General features: G+C 50.1%; 12 protein-coding genes. 7 read left to right on the forward strand and 5 right to left on the reverse strand.

The annotated features are described in order from the left end of the window. Positions 1-20 precede the first annotated feature (20 nt). A complete protein-coding gene (ccsB, locus tag OXH18_RS24275; protein ID WP_268610115.1) occupies positions 21-1,007 on the reverse strand; it encodes a c-type cytochrome biogenesis protein CcsB in 987 nt (328 codons plus the stop codon). 211 nt (positions 1,008-1,218) lie between these two features. Then, positions 1,219-3,036, reverse strand: coding sequence for a calcium-binding protein (locus tag OXH18_RS25225; protein ID WP_290428429.1), 1,818 nt, complete (start codon positions 3,034-3,036; stop codon positions 1,219-1,221). A gap of 299 nt (positions 3,037-3,335) precedes the next feature. Between OXH18_RS25225 and OXH18_RS24295 the strand changes: the two genes are divergently transcribed. Together OXH18_RS24295 and OXH18_RS24300 are read left to right on the forward strand one after the other, a co-directional pair. Continuing rightward, complete coding sequence (locus OXH18_RS24295) at positions 3,336-5,183, forward strand: ABC transporter ATP-binding protein (protein ID WP_268610116.1); 1,848 nt, start codon at positions 3,336-3,338, stop codon at positions 5,181-5,183. Between the two features lie 197 nt (positions 5,184-5,380). Then, positions 5,381-5,755: a hypothetical protein gene (locus OXH18_RS24300; protein WP_268610117.1), complete on the forward strand. Its 375-nt coding sequence runs from the start codon at positions 5,381-5,383 to the stop codon at positions 5,753-5,755. Here the strand turns inward: OXH18_RS24300 and OXH18_RS24305 are convergent. Then, positions 5,746-7,680 (reverse strand): primary-amine oxidase, encoded by a 1,935-nt coding sequence (locus OXH18_RS24305; RefSeq protein WP_268610118.1) that lies wholly within the window; start codon positions 7,678-7,680, stop codon positions 5,746-5,748. The genes OXH18_RS24300 and OXH18_RS24305 overlap by 10 nt on opposite strands. A 733-nt stretch (positions 7,681-8,413) precedes the next feature. Between OXH18_RS24305 and OXH18_RS24310 the strand changes: the two genes are divergently transcribed. From OXH18_RS24310 to OXH18_RS24320, 3 genes are all read left to right on the forward strand, one after another. Continuing rightward, on the forward strand, positions 8,414-9,565 hold the full coding sequence (locus tag OXH18_RS24310; RefSeq protein WP_268610119.1) for a sugar ABC transporter substrate-binding protein: 1,152 nt from the start codon (positions 8,414-8,416) through the stop codon (positions 9,563-9,565). 83 nt (positions 9,566-9,648) lie between these two features. Then, entirely contained in the window at positions 9,649-10,479 is an 831-nt protein-coding gene (locus OXH18_RS24315) for an ATP-binding cassette domain-containing protein (protein ID WP_268610120.1), read from the forward strand. A gap of 90 nt (positions 10,480-10,569) precedes the next feature. Further along, positions 10,570-11,772, forward strand: a complete 1,203-nt coding sequence (locus OXH18_RS24320; protein WP_268610121.1) for a sugar ABC transporter permease — start codon at positions 10,570-10,572, stop codon at positions 11,770-11,772. 59 nt (positions 11,773-11,831) lie between these two features. Here OXH18_RS24320 and OXH18_RS24325 read toward each other — a convergent pair whose 3' ends face one another. Continuing rightward, entirely contained in the window at positions 11,832-12,443 is a 612-nt protein-coding gene (locus OXH18_RS24325; RefSeq protein WP_268610122.1) for a hypothetical protein, read from the reverse strand. 385 nt (positions 12,444-12,828) lie between these two features. Here OXH18_RS24325 and OXH18_RS24330 point away from each other — a divergent pair, with 385 nt between their 5' ends. Continuing rightward, positions 12,829-16,686 (forward strand): Yip1 family protein, encoded by a 3,858-nt coding sequence (locus tag OXH18_RS24330; RefSeq protein ID WP_268610123.1) that lies wholly within the window; start codon positions 12,829-12,831, stop codon positions 16,684-16,686. 25 nt (positions 16,687-16,711) lie between these two features. Continuing rightward, entirely contained in the window at positions 16,712-17,245 is a 534-nt protein-coding gene (locus OXH18_RS24335; RefSeq protein WP_268610124.1) for a 2'-5' RNA ligase family protein, read from the forward strand. 286 nt (positions 17,246-17,531) lie between these two features. Here OXH18_RS24335 and ylqF read toward each other — a convergent pair whose 3' ends face one another. Next, positions 17,532-18,395 carry a ribosome biogenesis GTPase YlqF gene (gene ylqF / locus OXH18_RS24340; RefSeq protein ID WP_268610125.1) on the reverse strand — a complete coding sequence of 288 codons (864 nt, stop codon included), beginning with the start codon at positions 18,393-18,395 and terminating at the stop codon, positions 17,532-17,534. Positions 18,396-18,633 lie beyond the last annotated feature (238 nt).

Below are 18,633 nucleotides of genomic sequence, written 5' to 3' on the forward strand. Positions count from 1 at the left end.
TATGTCATCTAGAAAGTCATCTAGAAAAACCAGCCGTAGCTGTGCAAGCCTTTGCCCAACAAATTCACGCCCAGGTAGCACACCCACACCACTAAAAATCCGGACGCTGCCAAAATAGCCGGACGCCGACCTTGCCAACCGCGCGTAATGCGGGCATGGAGATAGGCTGCAAACACCAGCCAGGTAATCAAAGCCCAGGTTTCCTTCGGGTCCCAACTCCAGTAAGATCCCCAGGCTTCGTTGGCCCAGACGGCTCCGGCAATGATGCCGATCGTCAGCAGCGGAAATCCCAGTCCAATCATGCGATAGCTGATGTTGTCTAGCGTATCAGCTAGGCTCAAACGCTGAATCGTCAAGGGCGTGGCGGCTGTCGTGGTGGCAGGGCTGAGTACGGCAACCCCCCCATTTTTATCTGGAGTGGTAGTCTGCTGGGGTGGTTTTTCATCCTCCGCCTTGCGCAAGCGATAGGCTCCCGTGCCGACAGAACTACCTTTCAACTCCACCTCTTGTCCGCGCGTCACAAACAGAAACGCGATCGCCAGCATCGCTCCCACCATCAGTGCCGCGTAACTAAGCAGCATAACGCTGACGTGCATCATTAGCCAATTCGACTTGAGGGCGGGAACCAGTGGTTCTGCGGATTGCATCTGTGGCGGCAGGCTTAGCGTGGCAAATGCGGTAATTCCCATCGCTATTGGGGATGTCACCACTCCCACCAACGCGCTGCGGCTCATTGTCTCTGCCACAAAATGCACCGCTGTAATACCCCAGGCGATGAATAAGAGGGATTCATATAAATTACTGAGGGGGAAATATCCTGCCTCAATCCAGCGTGCGCCGAGCAAGGCGGCAATGCAAAGGTTGGCGATCGCCATTCCTGTTGTTCCCAGCAAAGGCAAGTGGGGGAGTTTTGGGAACGCCGCACCGCTCCAATACATCAGCATGGTGATAAACAGAACGGCAAAGGCCGCATTGTCAAGCCAGTTCTGAAGGGCAACTAAATCCATGCACGGTTTCTCCGATCTCCAGTCATCAGGGCAATGGACGTGCAAACATAGCTGTAACTTTCACGTCTATTCTTTCACGTCTATATCTTTATGGTATCGAGTCTTGGCGCTGGTCTTCATTCTCCTAGCATTCCCTCACAATCGAACAGGGGCAATGATCGATCGCTCCATCCATTACCCCTCGCCCGTTACGAACCCTGCATTTCACCCGTTATCTGATGGAATCCACCAGGAAATTTACGCTCGACAGCACAGGAGCCGCGCCCCCGCTGACCGTATCGCCCAGTTTGGCAATCACTCCACCGCTGCCCAGCCCGCCAATCAAACCATTTTGGTCGAAGAATAATTTACCCGTTTCCCGACTGTAAAGAATCCGCACCAATGGATGCAACACCGTTGCCCCCAGTTGCGCCGTAGCATCATTGGCAACCGTAGCAAATTCAGACACTCCCAACGCATTACCGAGCAGGCTAGTTAGTCCAAACGTGGCTTTATCGAGCGCGATGATGTCTTCAACTGGATTAAAATCGGTTAGCAAATCCTCACCCAGTTCCTTGAGGGCGAATACATCAATGCCAGTGCCGCCGGTCAGTTGATCGAGTCCGGCTCCGCCAATCAACGTATCGTTGCCCACCCCACCAACCAAGGTATCATTGCCGCCGCCGCCTTGCAGCAGGTTGTTGCCCGCTGTTCCCACGATTTTGTTGTCCAACTCGTTGCCCGTGCCTTTGAGGTTGCTGCCGATCAACTCCAGGTTTTCCAAATTGTCGCGCAGGACATAATCGATCGTCGATTTGACGAGATCTGTGCCAGCCCCTACCCCTTCTTGAACTCGATCGAGCACATTATCCACAATATAGGTGTCATCGCCCAGCCCTCCAATCAACGTATCTGCACCCGCTCCACCATCGAGGATGTTATTGCCCTCATTGCCCAGAATTTTGTTGGCCAGCGCATTTCCGGTTCCTTTGACTGCACCCGCCAGTAGTTCCAGATTCTCGATGTTATCGCGCAGAACATAATCCACGGTGCTTTTGACCAGATCATTTCCTTGCCCAGCCAGTTCTTCTATCGTATCTAGCGCATTGTCCACAATATAGGTATCGTCGCCTAAGCCACCGATCAGGGTATCAATACCTAAACCGCCATCGAGAATGTCATTGCCATCACCGCCAACGATCGTGTCATTACCAGCCCCGCCATTCAGCGTATCGTTGCCGCTGCCGCCACTCACCGTATCGTTACCAGCCCCACCATTGATCGTGTCATTGCCAGCCCCGCCAGAGAGAGTGTCGTTGCCAGTGCCGCCACTCACCGTATCGTTGCCGCTGCCGCCTGTAACATTGCCCCCAATGGCGCCCCCAGTGGAACCGCCCCCGGTAGAATTACCTCCAGTAGTGCCGCCTGTAGAGTTCCCGCCCGAGCCGCCTTTGGGTGGATTACTAACTACCACATTGAAGTTGCCTTGACCAATGTATTCAATAAATTCAACGTTGGCTGGAAGCGTGTAGGTGGAAAGAGTTGTCCGAACAATATCAATCCCTTCATTCGCCTGTTCAATCACCACATCTTTTGCATTATCAACAATGTACAGATCGTTGCCATTTCCGCCAATTAGCGTATCTGCACCTCCACTGCCATCAAGAATATTGTTCGCTTGATTGCCTGTGATGGTATTGTTCAAGGTGTTCCCTATGCCGTTGAGAGCTTGATTGCCTGTTAAGACTAAATTCTCAAGATTAGTACCCAAAATAAAACTTACCGATGCTTGTACGGTATCTGTTCCCTGTCCCACCTTTTCCCGAACTTTATCTTTTACATTGTCAACAATGTAGCGATCGTTGCCTTTGCCGCCTTTCAGAAGATCGTTGCCTTTACCACCGTCTAACAAATCATTGCCATCACCACCCACAAGGCGATCGTTCTTGCCCAGTCCAAACAGTTTGTCATTTCCTGCCAGTCCAAACAGAAGATCCTTGCCTTTACCACCACGGAGAGTATTGCGCTTAGAAGTGCCTTTGCGACGCATAATTGCTTACCTAGCTGTGATTGATCGTTACGACTGCATCCTAGTGGCGCGAGCATCTGTTTTGGCTGGCAATAAACACGAGAGTTTGATGCTTTACTTATCGTTACTTAGACAAAAATCTGCGGATGCACTTACCGGATTTTGCTCCATTTCCTTGAAGACGTAAGAATTGGGTAATCTTTGAACAGCATTTCGCTATCCCAACCCTCGTTCGACAAAGCTCACGAACCTCCTAACTCCCAACTCCCAACCCCCGATCGCCAACTCCTCTCTTCTCGCTAGAAAGTTATCGTAGAGAGATGAAGACTTCGCATCATCCACTGCCTTTCTCATTTCTTAAGCAACGTTTTCAAGCTTTTCACCAATCGCTTTCTATTTTTCAATACTGTCGTCGCGCCATTCAACTTGTTTGGACAACCGATCGGCATCTCACAATTGGGTTAGCAATTTTGACGATCATTGCTGGGTTGTTGCCTGCGATCGTGGCCTATCTGGGCAAATTGATCGTAGACGCAGTGGTGGCAGCGGCTCAGTCGGGTGGAGCGGCTTGGACGGCTCTGCGCTACTTGGGGCTAGAAGCGATCGCTGTAGCACTGTTGTCAGGCAGCCAGCAGGGCATTTCACTGTGTCAATCGCTGCTGCGGGTGTTGTTGGGGCAGAAGGTGAATGAACTAATTCTGGAAAAGGCCCTGACACTGGATTTAATTCATTTCGAGGATTCTGAATTCTACGACAAGATGACGCGGGCCCGGCGTGAAGCCTCGACCCGACCGTTGAGCCTTGTAGGACGCACCTTCGGCTTAGTAAAAGATACTCTCTCGCTAGTTACCTACGGTAGCCTACTGCTGCAATTTTCGCTGTGGGCCGTATTGCTGCTGATGGTGGCAGGTATTCCCGCTTTTATTGCTGAAACTCGCTTTGCTCAAGCTGCCTTTCGGTTGTTTCGGTGGCGGGCCCCCGAAACCCGCGAACAACATTATTTGGAAACGCTGCTGGCTCGCGAAGATTTTGCAATGGAAGTGAAGCTGTATCAGTTGGGGGAGATGCTGTTGAATCGCTATCGGGCCATTTTTCAGCGGCTCTACCACGAAGATCGGGATTTGACAGTACGACGAAGCGTGTGGAGCTATTTTCTCAGCTTGCTCAACACTGCCACATTTTATGCCACCTATGTGTGGATTGTGCTAGAGGCGATCGCGGGTCGCATTTCTTTGGGAGAGTTGACCATGTACTTAGTTGTGTTTCGCCAAGGACAATCTACCTTTTCAGCCATCCTGACATCAGTAGGCGGCATGTACGAAGATTGCCTTTATCTCTCTAATCTCTATGAATTTCTAGAAGAAGCAGTCCCAGAACCTACTGGATACGCCACTTATGGACCTTTGCCTGGAGACGGGCTGCGGTTTGAGCATGTTAGCTTTACCTATCCCGATACGACCCAACCTGCCCTCAAGGATGTATCATTTCACTTACGACCGGGTGAGAAACTAGCGATTGTGGGTAAGAATGGATCAGGGAAAACGACGTTAATTAAGCTATTAACTCGCTTGTATACGCCTGATTCAGGACGAATCTTACTGGATGGCCGAAACATTCAAGACTGGGACATTGACGCTTTACAGCGGCGCATCGGCGTAATTTTTCAAAACTTTGTGCGCTATCAATTTACCGTCGGTGAGAACGTTGGTGTTGGCGATGTAGAGTATTTTGAGGAAGAACCGCGTTGGCATGTTGCTACTGAAAAAGGAACAGCCCGATCGTTTATTGAAGACATGCCAGAAGGATTTTACACGCGATTGGGTCGTTGGTTTCGAGGCGGACGGGAACTCTCGGGCGGGCAGTGGCAGAAGATTGCACTGTCGCGAGCGTTCATGCGATCGAGTGCAGATATTTTGGTGCTAGACGAACCCACTTCCGCTGTGGATGCCGAAGCCGAAGTAGAAATTTTTAACCAACTGCGATCGGTGACACACAATCAAATGGCCATCTTGATCTCCCATCGGTTTTCCACCGTGCGCATGGCCGATCAGATTATGGTGCTGGTCAACGGCGAAATTTTGGAACAAGGGACTCATGCTGAACTGATGCAGCGGCAGGGACACTACGCACGATTATTTGAGTTACAAGCTGCTGGTTACTTGTCGTAGAAAAATCTTTGTAGACATGTTCAGAGAACGGCCCGCAAGATTAAATGCTGTATCGAGGCATCGGCTTCTCGAAGCACCGAAAGCTAAACGGATGGTAGTATTCCAATCGGTTAGGATCGGTTGATCAGTAACAAAGCATCGAATTCGGACATTACACCAACACTCTCTGCCACAGCTACAGTGATATGCAAAGCAAGATGCAACAACGTTTAATGTTTACCGCTCTAATTCTTTTAGCAACTGGCATCACTCATCCAATCGTCACGTTGGCCCAATCCTCGGAAGTCCCTACTGCTGGAGATTGTCTAGTGGGAACACCAGAGGGCGTATTTGCAGGCGATCGTCCGCTAAGCCGTGATCAGTTTGCGGCTGGGCTAGATGCCTGTTTGCGTCCTTTGGAGACTCAACTGAATCTGGAACAGTATGCCACACAGGCAGAAATGGAAACCACCATTCAGCGGCAATTGGAACTGAATCGCGAACTGGGAATTTTAAGTGATCGAGTCGATGAGTTGCTGGGCGAACCCTCCACGCCCCCTACCCAAACTGATACTGCACCAACTCAGGAGTGACAAGACTGTGGGTGCGAAGAAGGCGGCACGTCGAGTGCCGGATTGGCATCGAAGAACCCTGCTGGCTTAAGCATAAACCCCGAATAGGCGGTGGGCATAACTGGAAAGTCTTCGGGGCGGGGGATGTGATGATGGCCAAACACATACCACACCACAACATCGGTATTATCGATCGATCGATTCGCTTGTGTCCATTGAGGTAACCCTTCGCCGCCGGGATGCTGGTTGGGATAATTGCCTGTAGCAAAGCGCTCAGACTCGTTATAGGGTGTCACCCACAGATGTTTGGTCATAAACCCAGCCCGCTTTAGGATGGGTGCATCGGGATGGGCAAAGGGCAGCACGTTTTCACCCGGTGCAATTTTGAAGCCAACGGGTTGTCCCAAGCGATTGGTGACATTAGGATTGACGACTTTCCAGTAGCGTCCAGCTAACGGATCGATAATGCGCTGGGCTTCCTGTTCGGTTTTCAGCAAAGTAGGTTTAGCGTAGAACGCATTGCCCTGTGGGTTGTCTGGCCCGATCGGCTCCGCTTCCGTGTTGATTTCGTAAACGGAATTCGCTGTACCATCCAAATCGAAATCTAGTCGCATACAGAAAAAGTGCTGATGGTTCAACGCATTCAGTTCAGGAGCCACGATCGTGCCATATTTGGGATAGTCTGCTAGTGCACCACAGAGCAGTAATCCCGTCAGTTTCACCTCATACTGGATCGTGCCGTCTTGATAGAAATACCAGAAGAAGCCGTATTCATAATTGTCCACCGTGGCAATAAAAGAAAGCACAAGACGACGCGATCGTCTTACTTCGACTTCATCTAGTCGCCAATCGGTATGTTTCCAGAGAATGCCGAAATCTTCTTCGTGCAAACAGATAGCATTTTCGATCACCGATACATTGCCGCGACTATCGGTCAGCACCCCGTCAAAGTAGCGAATTTCCCCCAAACAATCACATCCTAGCCGCAGCGAGTTAGCCAACAAGCCCACGCCATGTTCGCCTACATCAAAGGCATTTTTGCGGAAGTGTTGTGGGCGTGGGTCGCCATAGGGCACGACCATTTCTGCTAGTGAGGCACGATACAAAATCGATCGCACCTGCCCTTGATCTTCATAGCCGACTGTGTAGAGTACTAATCCTTCTCGCGGCGTAAAGCCAATGCGCATTTGCCACTTTTGCCAGCGAATACAGTGCCCCTCTACTGTAAAACTGGGACCTTCTGGTTGCGTGATATGCAGGGGTTGAATGTCTGGGCGCAACTGGGGCTGAAACCGTACCGCATATTCGCCGGGTTCGGGCGGTACGGGATATACCCCCAAGTCTTCAATCCGTACCACCTGCATCGTGTTGAGATTCACCACCGGAATCAATCCTTCAATCGGGCGCGAATAAAAATTACTTTTCGGTGTCGATCGCAGATAGCAAATGCAACGCGACAGCCGCAGCCCTACTTCATCGGCAAAGCCAAAATTGCCGATCGCCCACGGATCAACCACAACCGCCTCTAAATCAGTGATGCCTCGTTTAGCCAGTGCCACAGCGAAATCGGGATGAGCTTTCACCGCTGCTTCACATTCCGCCAACTCATCGGCCATGATGTTGGGTTGCACATCGGGAATGTGTGTCCAGGTAATCACCTCATTTTGTGTGAGGGAGACGATCGCCTCATAGGTTTTGCCCGTTTCATTGTCTAACAGAATCAAAAAGGCCTGGCGATCGAGCACATCCCCTGGCTGAAGGTTGAGGATCATGGATTTAGGTGGCTCATTCAATGTGACACAAGGGAACCGAAAGGTTGCCCCCACGTGCTTTTGGGAACGAACCAGAGCAACAGCAGCAGCAATTTCATCCGCCGACAGCGGCTCTAACGGATGCAGCGGCATAGCTTGAGCCGAGGTCGTTAAAGGCGTGTGCATCGAGGTCATAAAATCATTCGTTCTTTCAAAATTTCCGTTAGCTTTTTTACAGATTTTCTTAATTCGGCATTAAATTTTATTTCGCACAACCCCCATTGAAAACTAAACCTGTAAGAGTATAAAACATGAAGTTAAATCTATGGATCAATTAGGAGGATTTGAGAGCTACATTGACTTGAACATAAAATTAAACCTTAATCTCTACAGGGTTGCGCTTAACTCAGATTGTTAATCAGATTATTTTTTGGTAACGTCGCTTTTAATTCCCTTCGTCAACCCCCCATTGTCAAAGCCAATCGTCAAAGCCAAAACACAGCCGCACGTTGGCGCTTTGGTGATAGGAACTATCTAGTCATGCATTCTAGTTATGCATTGAAGATGAATGGTGTCCTATTTTGAGATCGCTGTTTGAATGTGTGCAGTGATTCATCATGCTTTTGTTTGGCAAGGTTAAAGTCTTGTCGAATTTTTGCTGTTGATTTAGAACTGGTGCACGGTTCAATCACCGAATTTGATACCTTGTGTTTCCTATCATGTTCCGCTTTAATGACTTGATTGCGTAGTTCAAGCGTAAACTCGCAATTGGTCATTCTGCTTCGCTTTGAATCGAGATCATCGATACATCTCGGTGTCGTTAGTCAGCGTTATATAGGTCACCTACTTAAAGTGACATCATTCACAAAGTTGACTTAAAGTTGACCTGATTTTTGAACTTAAATATTAGTGAGGATCTAAACAACCCATGTTTAAAGCTATTCGCCACAGCCTTCCGATTCTAGGTCTTGTACTCTTGGCGGCTTGCACCAACAACCCAGGTGGTACTGCTGATTCTAATGCAACGGGGAACACCACTGCTGATGCAAATACCGAGTTTCCAGCGGCTAAAGACTGTCAAAATGTGGCTATTTTGCTACCCGAATCGGATTCGTCGGCTCGCTATGAAGCTTACGATCGCCCGCTACTAGAGCAGGAAATTAAAGCGGCGCTGCCCGGTGTCACTATTCAGTACGCCAACGCCAACAACAACGCTGCAACGCAACAAAATCAGGCAGAAGCAGCCCTCACGAAAAGTGCTTGTATTTTGGTAGTAGATCCCAACGATAGCGAACAGGCCGCAGTGATTGTGCAACAGGCCAAGCAAAGTGGTGTTCCAGTCATTGCTTACGATCGCCTCATCCAAGATCCAGATTTAGCCTTCTATGTGTCGTTTGACAACGAGCGCGTGGGTGAACTGCAAGGACAATATATTGTCGATCAATTCAAGGCAGGCAATTTGGGGCTAGAGAAGGGCGCGAATTTGGTAATGATTAATGGTGCACAAACCGACAACAACGCCTTGTTATTCCGTCAAGGTGCTCTAAAAGCGCTGCAACCGTTAGTAGACAGCGGCGATTTGAACCTAGTGTTTGATCAATATACACCCAACTGGGACAACGCTCGAGCGCAATCGCTAATGGAAGGGGTCTTAACTAAAGAAAGCAACAATGTCGATATTGCCTATGTTGCTAATGATGGGATGGCGAATACGGTGATTGCCGCGCTGCGTACTCAAGGATTGAATGGTAAGGTACTTGTTACTGGACAGGATGCAACACTCACAGGGATTCAAAATATCCTTACCGGCGATCAAACTATGACCGTATACAAACCGATCATTGAAGAAGCTCGTGCCACTGCTCAATTAGTGGCTGCTCTCAGCAAAGGCGAAGATACCAGCACTATTGTCAATGGCGAGACAGAACTGCAAGACGGCACACAAATTCCCTCGGTACTAGCAACGCCGATCGTTGTGGATCAAAGCAACGTTGAAGACACGGTGATCAAAGACGGATTCTTGACCAAAGAGCAAATCTGCAATGGGTTGCCTGCGGGTGCAGGTGGAATTTGTCCATAGGCAAGGATGAGGGATGAAGGATAAACGATTCATCCTTCGCCTTCATCCTTCCGCCATGTCCTTCTCTACATAAGGAGCAATCAATGACAGACAGTTCACTTTCGATCGTCTCCGATCGCGACTCAATTCCCAATAGCATTCCTCGGTTACAACTCAAAAATATCTGCAAATCCTTCGGTGGAGTGCAAGCTCTGAAGCATGTAGACTTCGAGGTCTATGATGGCGAAGTTGTGGGTCTAGTGGGTGATAACGGCGCGGGTAAGTCAACGTTGATTAAAACTATGTCTGGAGCCTATGTTCCCGACCAAGGCGAGATTTTAATTGATGGCCATCCTGTGACTATTCAAAATCCTCAAGATGCCACCCAACAAGGGATTGAAACGGTATATCAGGATTTGGCTCTATGCGACAACCTGGATGTGGTGGCAAACTTGTGGCTAGGACGGGAAGCCTACCGCGAACTGATTCCTGGTGTGTTGCGCGTGCTAGACGAGACGGAAATGGAACGCCGCACGCTCGAGGTATTGAAAACCTTAGATGTCAAAATCCCCTCGGTGCGATCGGCGGTAGCAGGACTATCAGGAGGACAGCGGCAGTGCATTGCCGTAGCTAAAACCATTTTGCGACAACCCAAAGTTGTGCTGCTAGACGAACCTACTGCGGCTTTAGGAGTGGCCCAAACGCGGCAAGTCCTCAACTTAATTCTGCGTCTTAAGGAACAAAAACAAGCGGTCGTGGTAATTTCGCACAACTTGCACGATGTGTTTGAAGTGACCGATCGCATTATTGTCATGCGATTAGGCGAACGAGTCCGTACCTTTGAAACCCGCACTGCTAAACGGGAGGCAGTTGTTGCTGCCATCACCGGAGCCGATAAAGAAGCTATTACCGAAACCGATGTTACGGGTGTGTAAGGACGCTTCACAACCCCTCAACTCAATACCTTTAGAACAACGCAAATGGTTATGAAAAGCTTAGATCACAACTCTCCTCAAGGGGGAAAGATGGTTCATCAACCCCCCGATCCTGCTCCGCCCCAACGCGCAACCTTTAGCTTACGATCGCTGATGCAGGGCGATCTGGGCTTCATTCCAGTGGTGCTGACGTTGGCTTTAATTACTATTTACTTTCAACTCACAACCAGCGGCGTATTTCTGCAAGCTCGCAACTTGTCGAACCTAACGCAGCAAATTGTCGTGATTTCCATTCTCAGTATAGCTGCCGTGTTAGTGCTGCTGTTGGGGGAAATTGACTTGAGTTTGGCCGCCGTAGCCCAGTGCTGTGCCGCAATCATGGCAACCGTTTCTGTGTATCAAAACTGGAACCCGTGGCTGGCAATTCTGCTGGCGCTGGTGGCGGGTGCTGTGATTGGCTTCGTCAACGGCTTCTTCACAGCCGTGCTGCGTGTACCGTCGTTTATTGTGACGCTGGCTGGTTCGATCGGCTATGCTGGCTTGTTATTGGTAGTGATGGGGCCACAAACGACGCTAGTTGTGCGCGATCCGGTGATTCGATCACTGGCTCCTACCTATCTGCCGCCGGTTTTGGGATGGGGCATTCCTCTAGTTGGCTTAGGTCTGTATGCGTTGGGGATTTGGTACGCGCAAAAACGCCGATCGCACGTCGGATTGCCAACTAAACATCCCACCCAGCTTGTATTACAGTTAGCCGCTGCAACAGTCGTTGTCTTAGTTGTGGTGTTTCTCTTCCACGCCTATCAAGGTGTACCGCAGGCGGTGATGATTGCCTTAGGTTTAGTGGTGCTGTTTTGGCTACTGTTGCGTAAAACCCCCTTTGGACGCCATTTGTATGCAGTGGGAGGCAATGCAGAAGCGGCCCGACGGGCGGGCATTAATGTCGTGCGCATGAAGATAATTGTGTTTATGCTGGCGTCTACCTTGGCGGCGTTTGCAGGCATTATGATGACTTCTCGCAGTACGGCGGTGGCAACGCAAATTAGTTCCACCTTGTTGCTGAATGCGATCGCAGCCGCCGTGATTGGTGGCGTCAGTTTATTTGGAGGGCGCGGCTCGGTGTGGGCTGTGATCCTGGGAGCACTAGTCATTGGCAGTCTTGACAATGGGCTGGATTTGTTGAACCAAGATCAAGGGGTCAAAAATATTGTGCAGGGAACGGTGCTGGTCCTAGCCGTGACAGCCGATGCAATCGTGCGACGAGCTGGATTTGTGAGAAAGGCTAAGGGATAACACTATAACGACTCAGAATCGAAACGATCGCAGCCTCATGCAGCCTCATGGCAGATGACTCATTGGGTTCGTGTTGGCTGCATCGATCGTCTGGAGGCAGGCGCACGATCGCCAACTGGATCACTAGCAGTATGATCTAGAGGGACAGAAACGTGTGGAGCTTGTGAGGCTGTGCCAACATCCGGACGAGCATTGAGCCACACCAAAATCCCGCTCAGGGCTGCGATCGCTCCAATGGAAATGCCACCCAATACCCGCACTTGAGTTCGCAAGCGGCGAATTTCTAAATTAACACTGTCGGGCAGTGCGGTGGGGGGAATATTGGCTACGGCAGGCACAGCGCTGGTCGGGGTTGTGGCTGGGCTTTTGAAAGCAGTCTTGAAGCGCAACCAATTGGTAATCAGTCGTGGCCCATTCTTCTTAAACCAGCGCAGAGCAATGATTTTAATCACAGGTTTGGATAACTTGGCAAGTCCTTTGGCCGGAGCTTTGAGGGGCGATTGCTTCAGCCGTTGGTTCACCAGGTTGACAGACCCTACATCATACAGGCAGTCGATGATTAATTTGACAGTGGCTTCTTCACGTTCGATCAGGTAAACCAGAAGCAGAAACACTTCACGCATCCGCTCCTCTTTCATTTGTTGTTCGTTCAATTCCTTCGGCGTCTGCATTGTTTCCCTTGCTGTCACCCATTCAAAATCTAACTTATCCTGTTTAAGACGCCGCTGTTGTCAAGATTTAATCTGTGTCTGCTAAATCTGGCAACAGTGTCTATCTCGCTGTCTATCTGATAACCGACTGATAACTGAAATTATTGCAAATTGTATTACTTAGTACCTCTGCCCTAAGAAAGGGGACAAAGCAATGGCTAAAACCTGCTGCTCATGAGCCATTCATCTCACACAATCGGCAACATTGAACCAACCTCATCCCCAGTCCTCGTTTTCCTACCCACCGGTAGAAGGAGAGGAATCCAACAGAGCCGTGGTGCATTGCGTCTAGTTGATCTGTCTATTTGCACAACTAGGTTGAGGCAGAGACCCGCTATGATGCTAAATGATTTCATACTTGTATGTGCCCATGTTCCAAGCGGCGTTTGAACGATTTTGGGAACTCCTTGGTGGGGTCTTTGCCCTCAATGCGGAAGCCTTTCGATCGCTCAGTGAATTACCTCTTGGTTTAATTGTGTCGTTGGCAATCGTTATCGCAGCAGGATTATCACAGGCGATTGCTCAAAGCATCATTTTATTTATTAATCAGGTGAAGCCGCTACGCTTCATTTTCAGTTTATTGCTGAATGCAGTACTGTTCACCTTTGGCTATCTGTTTTTGGTACTCAGCACTTGGGCCGTCACGCTCTTACATTGGACAGAACCCATCCCTCTGATTGTCTTGGTTGTGGTGCTTGGAATCAGCTATGCCCCGCTAGTATTCAGTTTTCTGGGAGCAATTCCCTATCTAGGGGTACCGCTTCTGACCGTGCTTGCTATTTGGCACTTGTGGGAAATGATAGTTGGGATTACGGCGGTAACAGAGTTAGGCATTGTGGGCGCAGTCAGCTATGTTGCGATCGGATGGCTAGTTTTGCGGTTACTAGAATCAACCGTAGGACAGCCGTTAGCTAACTTGGGGCGATGGTTATCCAACAAAATTGCGGGCGTGCCTTTGGTGACTCGCAACAGCGATCTTCGAAGAATTGTGCAGGGTGTCGTGGAGCAGACTACCAGCGGGGTACAAATTTCACCACAGTCATCGATGGCGGGCTATCAGGGGCCATCCTTCGATCGCACCCTAACCGATCGCCAAACCAAGCAATCAACTAGACGCCGATCGCAATCATCATCGTCCTCTGCAAACTCAACAGACGAACCCAGTGAAGAGCCGATCGTGTTCACGCTTGATCCAGCCAGCATTCGGGCAGCGGTATTGAAATTGCGCACCACTCGCAAACCGCCCCAAGGCATCAATCGCAAAATTCGCACGATCTTGGGGTTGGTGGGCATGGCGGTGCTGGTATTTCTAGTTGTGGTCGCCTTTGACCCACTGCGAGCTTGGCTCGTTGCCCAGATTGAACAATTCCCCGAACCGTTTCGGTTTTTGTTTGATTTAACCTGGATTGGATTCATTGCGCTGGTAGTGGCTGGACTGTTAGCCCCGTTGGAATCACTGGGCTGGTGGGCTGGATGGTATGCCGATGACATCGACATGATTCTAAATGCTGGCACGTTGGCAACCCCGATCGCCAACGAATCAGACATTTCGCACTTTGTTGTCTACCTCGATGGCATCAGCAAGTCTACGTTTGAGTATTTGCCAGATGTCGAAGAATTTCTGCACGCCCTTACCCCGGCTTTGCCAGAAAATGTGGCACTGATTCGCGATATCATGCCCTACTCGGTGCTAAACAATCCACTGGTTGAAGATCGCCCGCTCGCATTTTTGTGGCGCTTAAGCGACGATCGCCGGCTGAATAATCCGGCTAGTTTATTAGGCATGTTGATCAATTTGCGAAATGTGTGGACGGTAGCTGTTTCGGCCGATAAGCGCTACGGGCCGATCTACAACCAAGGCATTGCTCAAGTGATTTACAACGGGTTAATCAACCACGGCTATCATCCTGACAGTGGCATTCCTGTCACTTTAATTGGCTTTAGCGGCGGCGGACAAATGGCAGCGGCATGTGCTCCGTTCTTAAAACGCGCCTTGAATGGGCCGATTGATGTGATCTCGCTAGGCGGGGTGATCAGCGGTAACTGCAACATTCTGAAATTGGAACACCTCTATCATCTAGTTGGACAAAAAGATATTGTCGAGCGACTCGGAGTGGTGATGTTTCCGGGGCGCTGGAAACTGTTTCCTTTGTCCTATTGGAACCGAGCCAAAAAGCGGGGCAAGATTAGTGTCGTATCTTTGGGGCCAGTGGGGCATCAAATTCCCGGTGGGCTGATGGACCCTGAACAATTCCTGCCCGATGGTCGTAGCTATTTGCAACAAACGATCGATTTCATTGCGGCGATTTTGCATGGAGAATTGCTGCGAGAAGAACGGGTTGCCAACCGCCAACCTAGTAACTATCAACTCTATCAACAAGCTGCCTTCAACCATCCTGATTATTACCCGCTGACGCAGCCAGTTCCACTCGATCGCTATCAGCCGGTTGCGCCGTGGATAGGACGCCTGATCCTGCCGTCTCCGTCTGCTCGCAAACGAGTCAAAGGGGCACTGTTTGAAGTTCATCATGCCCCGATCGAGTATCACCACCTAGTGGGGCGAATTGTGATGCTGCAATGGAGCTACAATCCCAATGTGCGGGCGTTGGTACGAGCCGTCACCAAAGATGTACACTTTAGTGCAGAAGCCGATTATACCAGCGAATATGGCGGGCTAGTGCACCCTGAGCGGTTGGATCACTGGCGACAGGTGGGGCCATTGGAATCCTTGGCTGGATCGCGCCCCCAGGATGATGTCATCGTGATGCTACCGTCCAAGGTGGAGGTGGAGGAATATCAGCGGCTGGAAACTAAGGAAACAGCCAAGGAACTGCCGATCGATCCCGCCCAACTTCATCCAGACTCTGCTGTGCCTTCTGCGCCTTCTGTTAGCTATGTGCTGCGTATCGAGAGCCAACCGATTCAAATTACCGGGCGGTTTTACGGGCTGGTGCAGTTTCAGACCGCGCTGGACGACGATCGGTTTCAGGTGGTGCACTTTAATCGACAGTCGCGTCAGTTTAATGGCCCTGAAGAAATTGTGCGGTTGCCACAGGTAGTAGCGGATCAAAACGGTGTCTTTCCATCGACTAGTCATGGAATTGAACGCTCTGCCCCTAACACAACCGGATGGTATATCTACGGTGCCCCCGATGCTGATGGTGTGTTTGTGGTACAGTCCCTTGCCCCTCGGGCGCTGCTGTGGCTACAGCCCGATCAAATCATTTGTGGTCGTCAAGCAGCTTACCATTACATCCGCAATCAGGCCTGGGCTAATATTGCTGCCCAAAAAGGCAAAATTAGCTCGGTGTTGCTGAATCCTTCTGAACAGAGATATCAGGCAGCGATCGAAGATTGGCACGTCGGCGATCGGGCATTAGTGCTACATGTGTATGGCGGCATTGGCGGCAAAAAGCGGGAACCTGCGGCAGCAACTCCGTTGTTTTTTGGCCATTTCGCCTACGGAGTGGCCACCGTTGTACATGATCCAATAGCTGATGAGCGCCGCTTTGATATTCGCTATTACCAGGTCTATACTCACAACACCGATGGGTTAGTGGCGGGTGTGCTGCACTGGAGTCGCTACATGGGCGATCGCCAGTTTGGTTGGATGGGTACACGCCCAGTTTGCGATATTTTGATCAAACTAGAAGCCTTCACAAGACGTTATCGATTTGGTGATATGGAGCGATCGCCACTAGAAACCATGCTTCAGCAGCTTGAGGCTATGACGGCTCGATACCGGATTGGCGATGGTACGGGTGGAACCTATGTGGGAGTCGCCAATAACTGTGCACAAGACTCGAATCAAGCACTGTTCGCCAGTTTGGTGCATCTAGAAACAAATGTTCGCAATGGTCAAGCCTGGCTGGAACAGTGGTCAGTGACCCATCCCGATCAAGCTCAACGGTTTGAGCAACTGCTGTCCTTAAAACGATCGCTGAAGCGCCAATTGCAACCGTTTGGCGTGCCGCGTCCAGACTGGGAGAAAAACGAATACAACTTGGGCAGCACCCTAGAAGATGAACCCCTGCGCAATCTGGTGACGGGACTGGGCAGTTGGCGAACCATTTTGCCGCGCTTGGCCAGTGATGCGGTTGTCAAAAGTTTCCTTCGTCAAGGGGCCACCGTTTGGGTCTTGCGTACTAGTCAAGTGGGCGGGTTTGATCCTGACATTGAACCGATCGCCCCCATGACGTTATAGTCCTTGTTTATCCGCGTTTGGTGCTATGTCTCAATCTTCTGCCCCGTTGGTTCTCACACTCAAGCTAGATGGTCATAGCTTCGATCGCTTCAATTCTTTGCGGCAACAGCATTTCCCCCCTGAGCGCAACTTTTTGCCTGCTCACATCACGCTGTTTCATGCTCTTCCCAGTCAACACGAACGATCGATCTGTCATACCCTCCAGGAGGTTTGTTCTCAGACATCCGTATTGCCACTGATATTCCCTACCCTGCGATGTTTGGGTAACGGTGTGGCCATCGAGGTAGAGTCTTCTGAATTGCTGCAAATCCACCAAGATTTAGCCTATCGCTGGAAAAACTGGCTCACGCCGCAAGATCGGCAACGCTATCGATCGCACATCACGATTCAAAACAAAGTTTCACCCGAACAAGCTCGGCAACTCTACGATCGGTTATTGCCCGAGTGGCAGCTTCAGCAGGGACAAGGAGAGGGGTTACTGTTGTGGTACTACAAGGGTGGCCCGTGGGAACTTGTCCAGGAATTTGGGTTTAGTCAAACAAATAACGCAAACAAGTAACTATCGATCACGCATGATTAATCGTCATTCGTTGAATCACTGAATTCAACGACGTTGCTGAACAGAAGTATGATTCTGATTCTCGTGCTGGAGCTTCTTGCAGCCCTCACCCTCACCCTCTCCCAAAGCAGAGAGAACAACAAGTCTGGCTCCCTTCTCCTGAGGTTAAGACAAGCGATAGTCCGGACACTTTTGTGCTAAACCGCCTCATCCCCCAACCTTTCTTCCAAAAAGGCGAAGGGGAGCCGGATTTAGGGTAAGGGCTGGCACAGATAGAATGCACCCTTCAACTAGGCGGTAACTCCAATGGAATTGCGCCTAATAACCCTTTGCGAAAGTCATTTAACAGTTGATTCGCTGCACGTTCTTTGTCTCCTTGGTAACGCTGCTCTGCCAGTTGTGCCAGATAGCTTTCACCTGTAAGTTTGCCTAGTTCAAGTCCGTATCGAGCTTGTAACGGCAACTCTGGCAGCATCTCTGGTGCTTGAGTCTGGATGTGCTGAAGGCGATCGACCAAGGCAGCGGCCACTCGCTGATTATCGTAAGCGGCCTCTCCAATGTCATCACAAATGGCAAGCTTAATGGCGGCTGCTTGATCAGCCAATCGCGATGGCAACACTCCTGGTGCATCCAACAGTTCTAATTGATCGGAAATGCGAATCCAACGTAACTGTCGTGTCACACCCGCCCGCCGAGCACTGTCTACCACCCGTCGCTTTAACAGGCGATTGATCAACGCGGACTTACCAACATTGGGAAAGCCAATTACCACCGCTCGCACTGGACGGGGTAACATGCCGCGATCGCGACGGCGCTGATTCATTTTTTCTCCCGCTGCCATAGCCGACTGTGCCAAGACGGAGATGCCCTGCCCCTGGTTGGCATTGGTGAAGTGCGGAAAGGTTCCCTGAGTCTTGAACCACTCTAACCATGCTTGCTGTGCTTGTGGCGGAATCATATCAACCCGATTCAACACCAATACCCGTTCTTTGTTACCTACCCACTGCTGTATTTGTGGATGGCAGGTAGCCAAAGGAATGCGGGCATCCCGAACTTCTAGGACAACATCAACTTTTTTCAGTTGCTCTAGCAGGGCTTTTTCTGCTTTGGCAATGTGACCGGGGTACCATTGAATGGGAGGCGAGGACATGGCTTATTTACAGGGTGAGTCCACCATCATAGCGATATTCTCCATTCTGGTATAGAAACTCCATTATAAGAGCAATTGCTAGGCTGATAGAAATATTGAACCAGAGGTGGTACTTGGTATAGAACAAGATTATGACTAACTTGTAAACGTGAGCTGGAATTAAGCTGGAATTAAAAGGGAAAAAATTTGACTGGAATGGAATAGTATCGAGGATATAGTGCCGCAGAGTTTATCGCTA

This window comes from Thermocoleostomius sinensis A174 (assembly GCF_026802175.1).
Classification (GTDB): Bacteria; Cyanobacteriota; Cyanobacteriia; order Elainellales; family Elainellaceae; genus Thermocoleostomius; species Thermocoleostomius sinensis.

Bases quoted from the DNA above. Each gene is read 5' to 3' on its own strand.
- OXH18_RS24310 (WP_268610119.1), top strand. From the start codon at position 8,414: ATGTTTAAAGCTATTCGCCACAGCCTTCCGATTCTAGGTCTTGTACTC.
- ylqF (WP_268610125.1), bottom strand. From the start codon at position 18,395: ATGTCCTCGCCTCCCATTCAATGGTACCCCGGTCACATTGCCAAAGCA.
- OXH18_RS24320 (WP_268610121.1), top strand. From the start codon at position 10,570: ATGGTTCATCAACCCCCCGATCCTGCTCCGCCCCAACGCGCAACCTTT.
- OXH18_RS24295 (WP_268610116.1), top strand. From the start codon at position 3,336: ATGAAGACTTCGCATCATCCACTGCCTTTCTCATTTCTTAAGCAACGT.
- OXH18_RS24325 (WP_268610122.1), bottom strand. From the start codon at position 12,443: ATGCAGACGCCGAAGGAATTGAACGAACAACAAATGAAAGAGGAGCGG.
- ccsB (WP_268610115.1), bottom strand. From the start codon at position 1,007: ATGGATTTAGTTGCCCTTCAGAACTGGCTTGACAATGCGGCCTTTGCC.
- OXH18_RS25225 (WP_290428429.1), bottom strand. From the start codon at position 3,036: ATGCGTCGCAAAGGCACTTCTAAGCGCAATACTCTCCGTGGTGGTAAA.
- OXH18_RS24330 (WP_268610123.1), top strand. From the start codon at position 12,829: ATGATTTCATACTTGTATGTGCCCATGTTCCAAGCGGCGTTTGAACGA.
- OXH18_RS24315 (WP_268610120.1), top strand. From the start codon at position 9,649: ATGACAGACAGTTCACTTTCGATCGTCTCCGATCGCGACTCAATTCCC.
- OXH18_RS24300 (WP_268610117.1), top strand. From the start codon at position 5,381: ATGCAACAACGTTTAATGTTTACCGCTCTAATTCTTTTAGCAACTGGC.
- OXH18_RS24305 (WP_268610118.1), bottom strand. From the start codon at position 7,680: ATGACCTCGATGCACACGCCTTTAACGACCTCGGCTCAAGCTATGCCG.
- OXH18_RS24335 (WP_268610124.1), top strand. From the start codon at position 16,712: ATGTCTCAATCTTCTGCCCCGTTGGTTCTCACACTCAAGCTAGATGGT.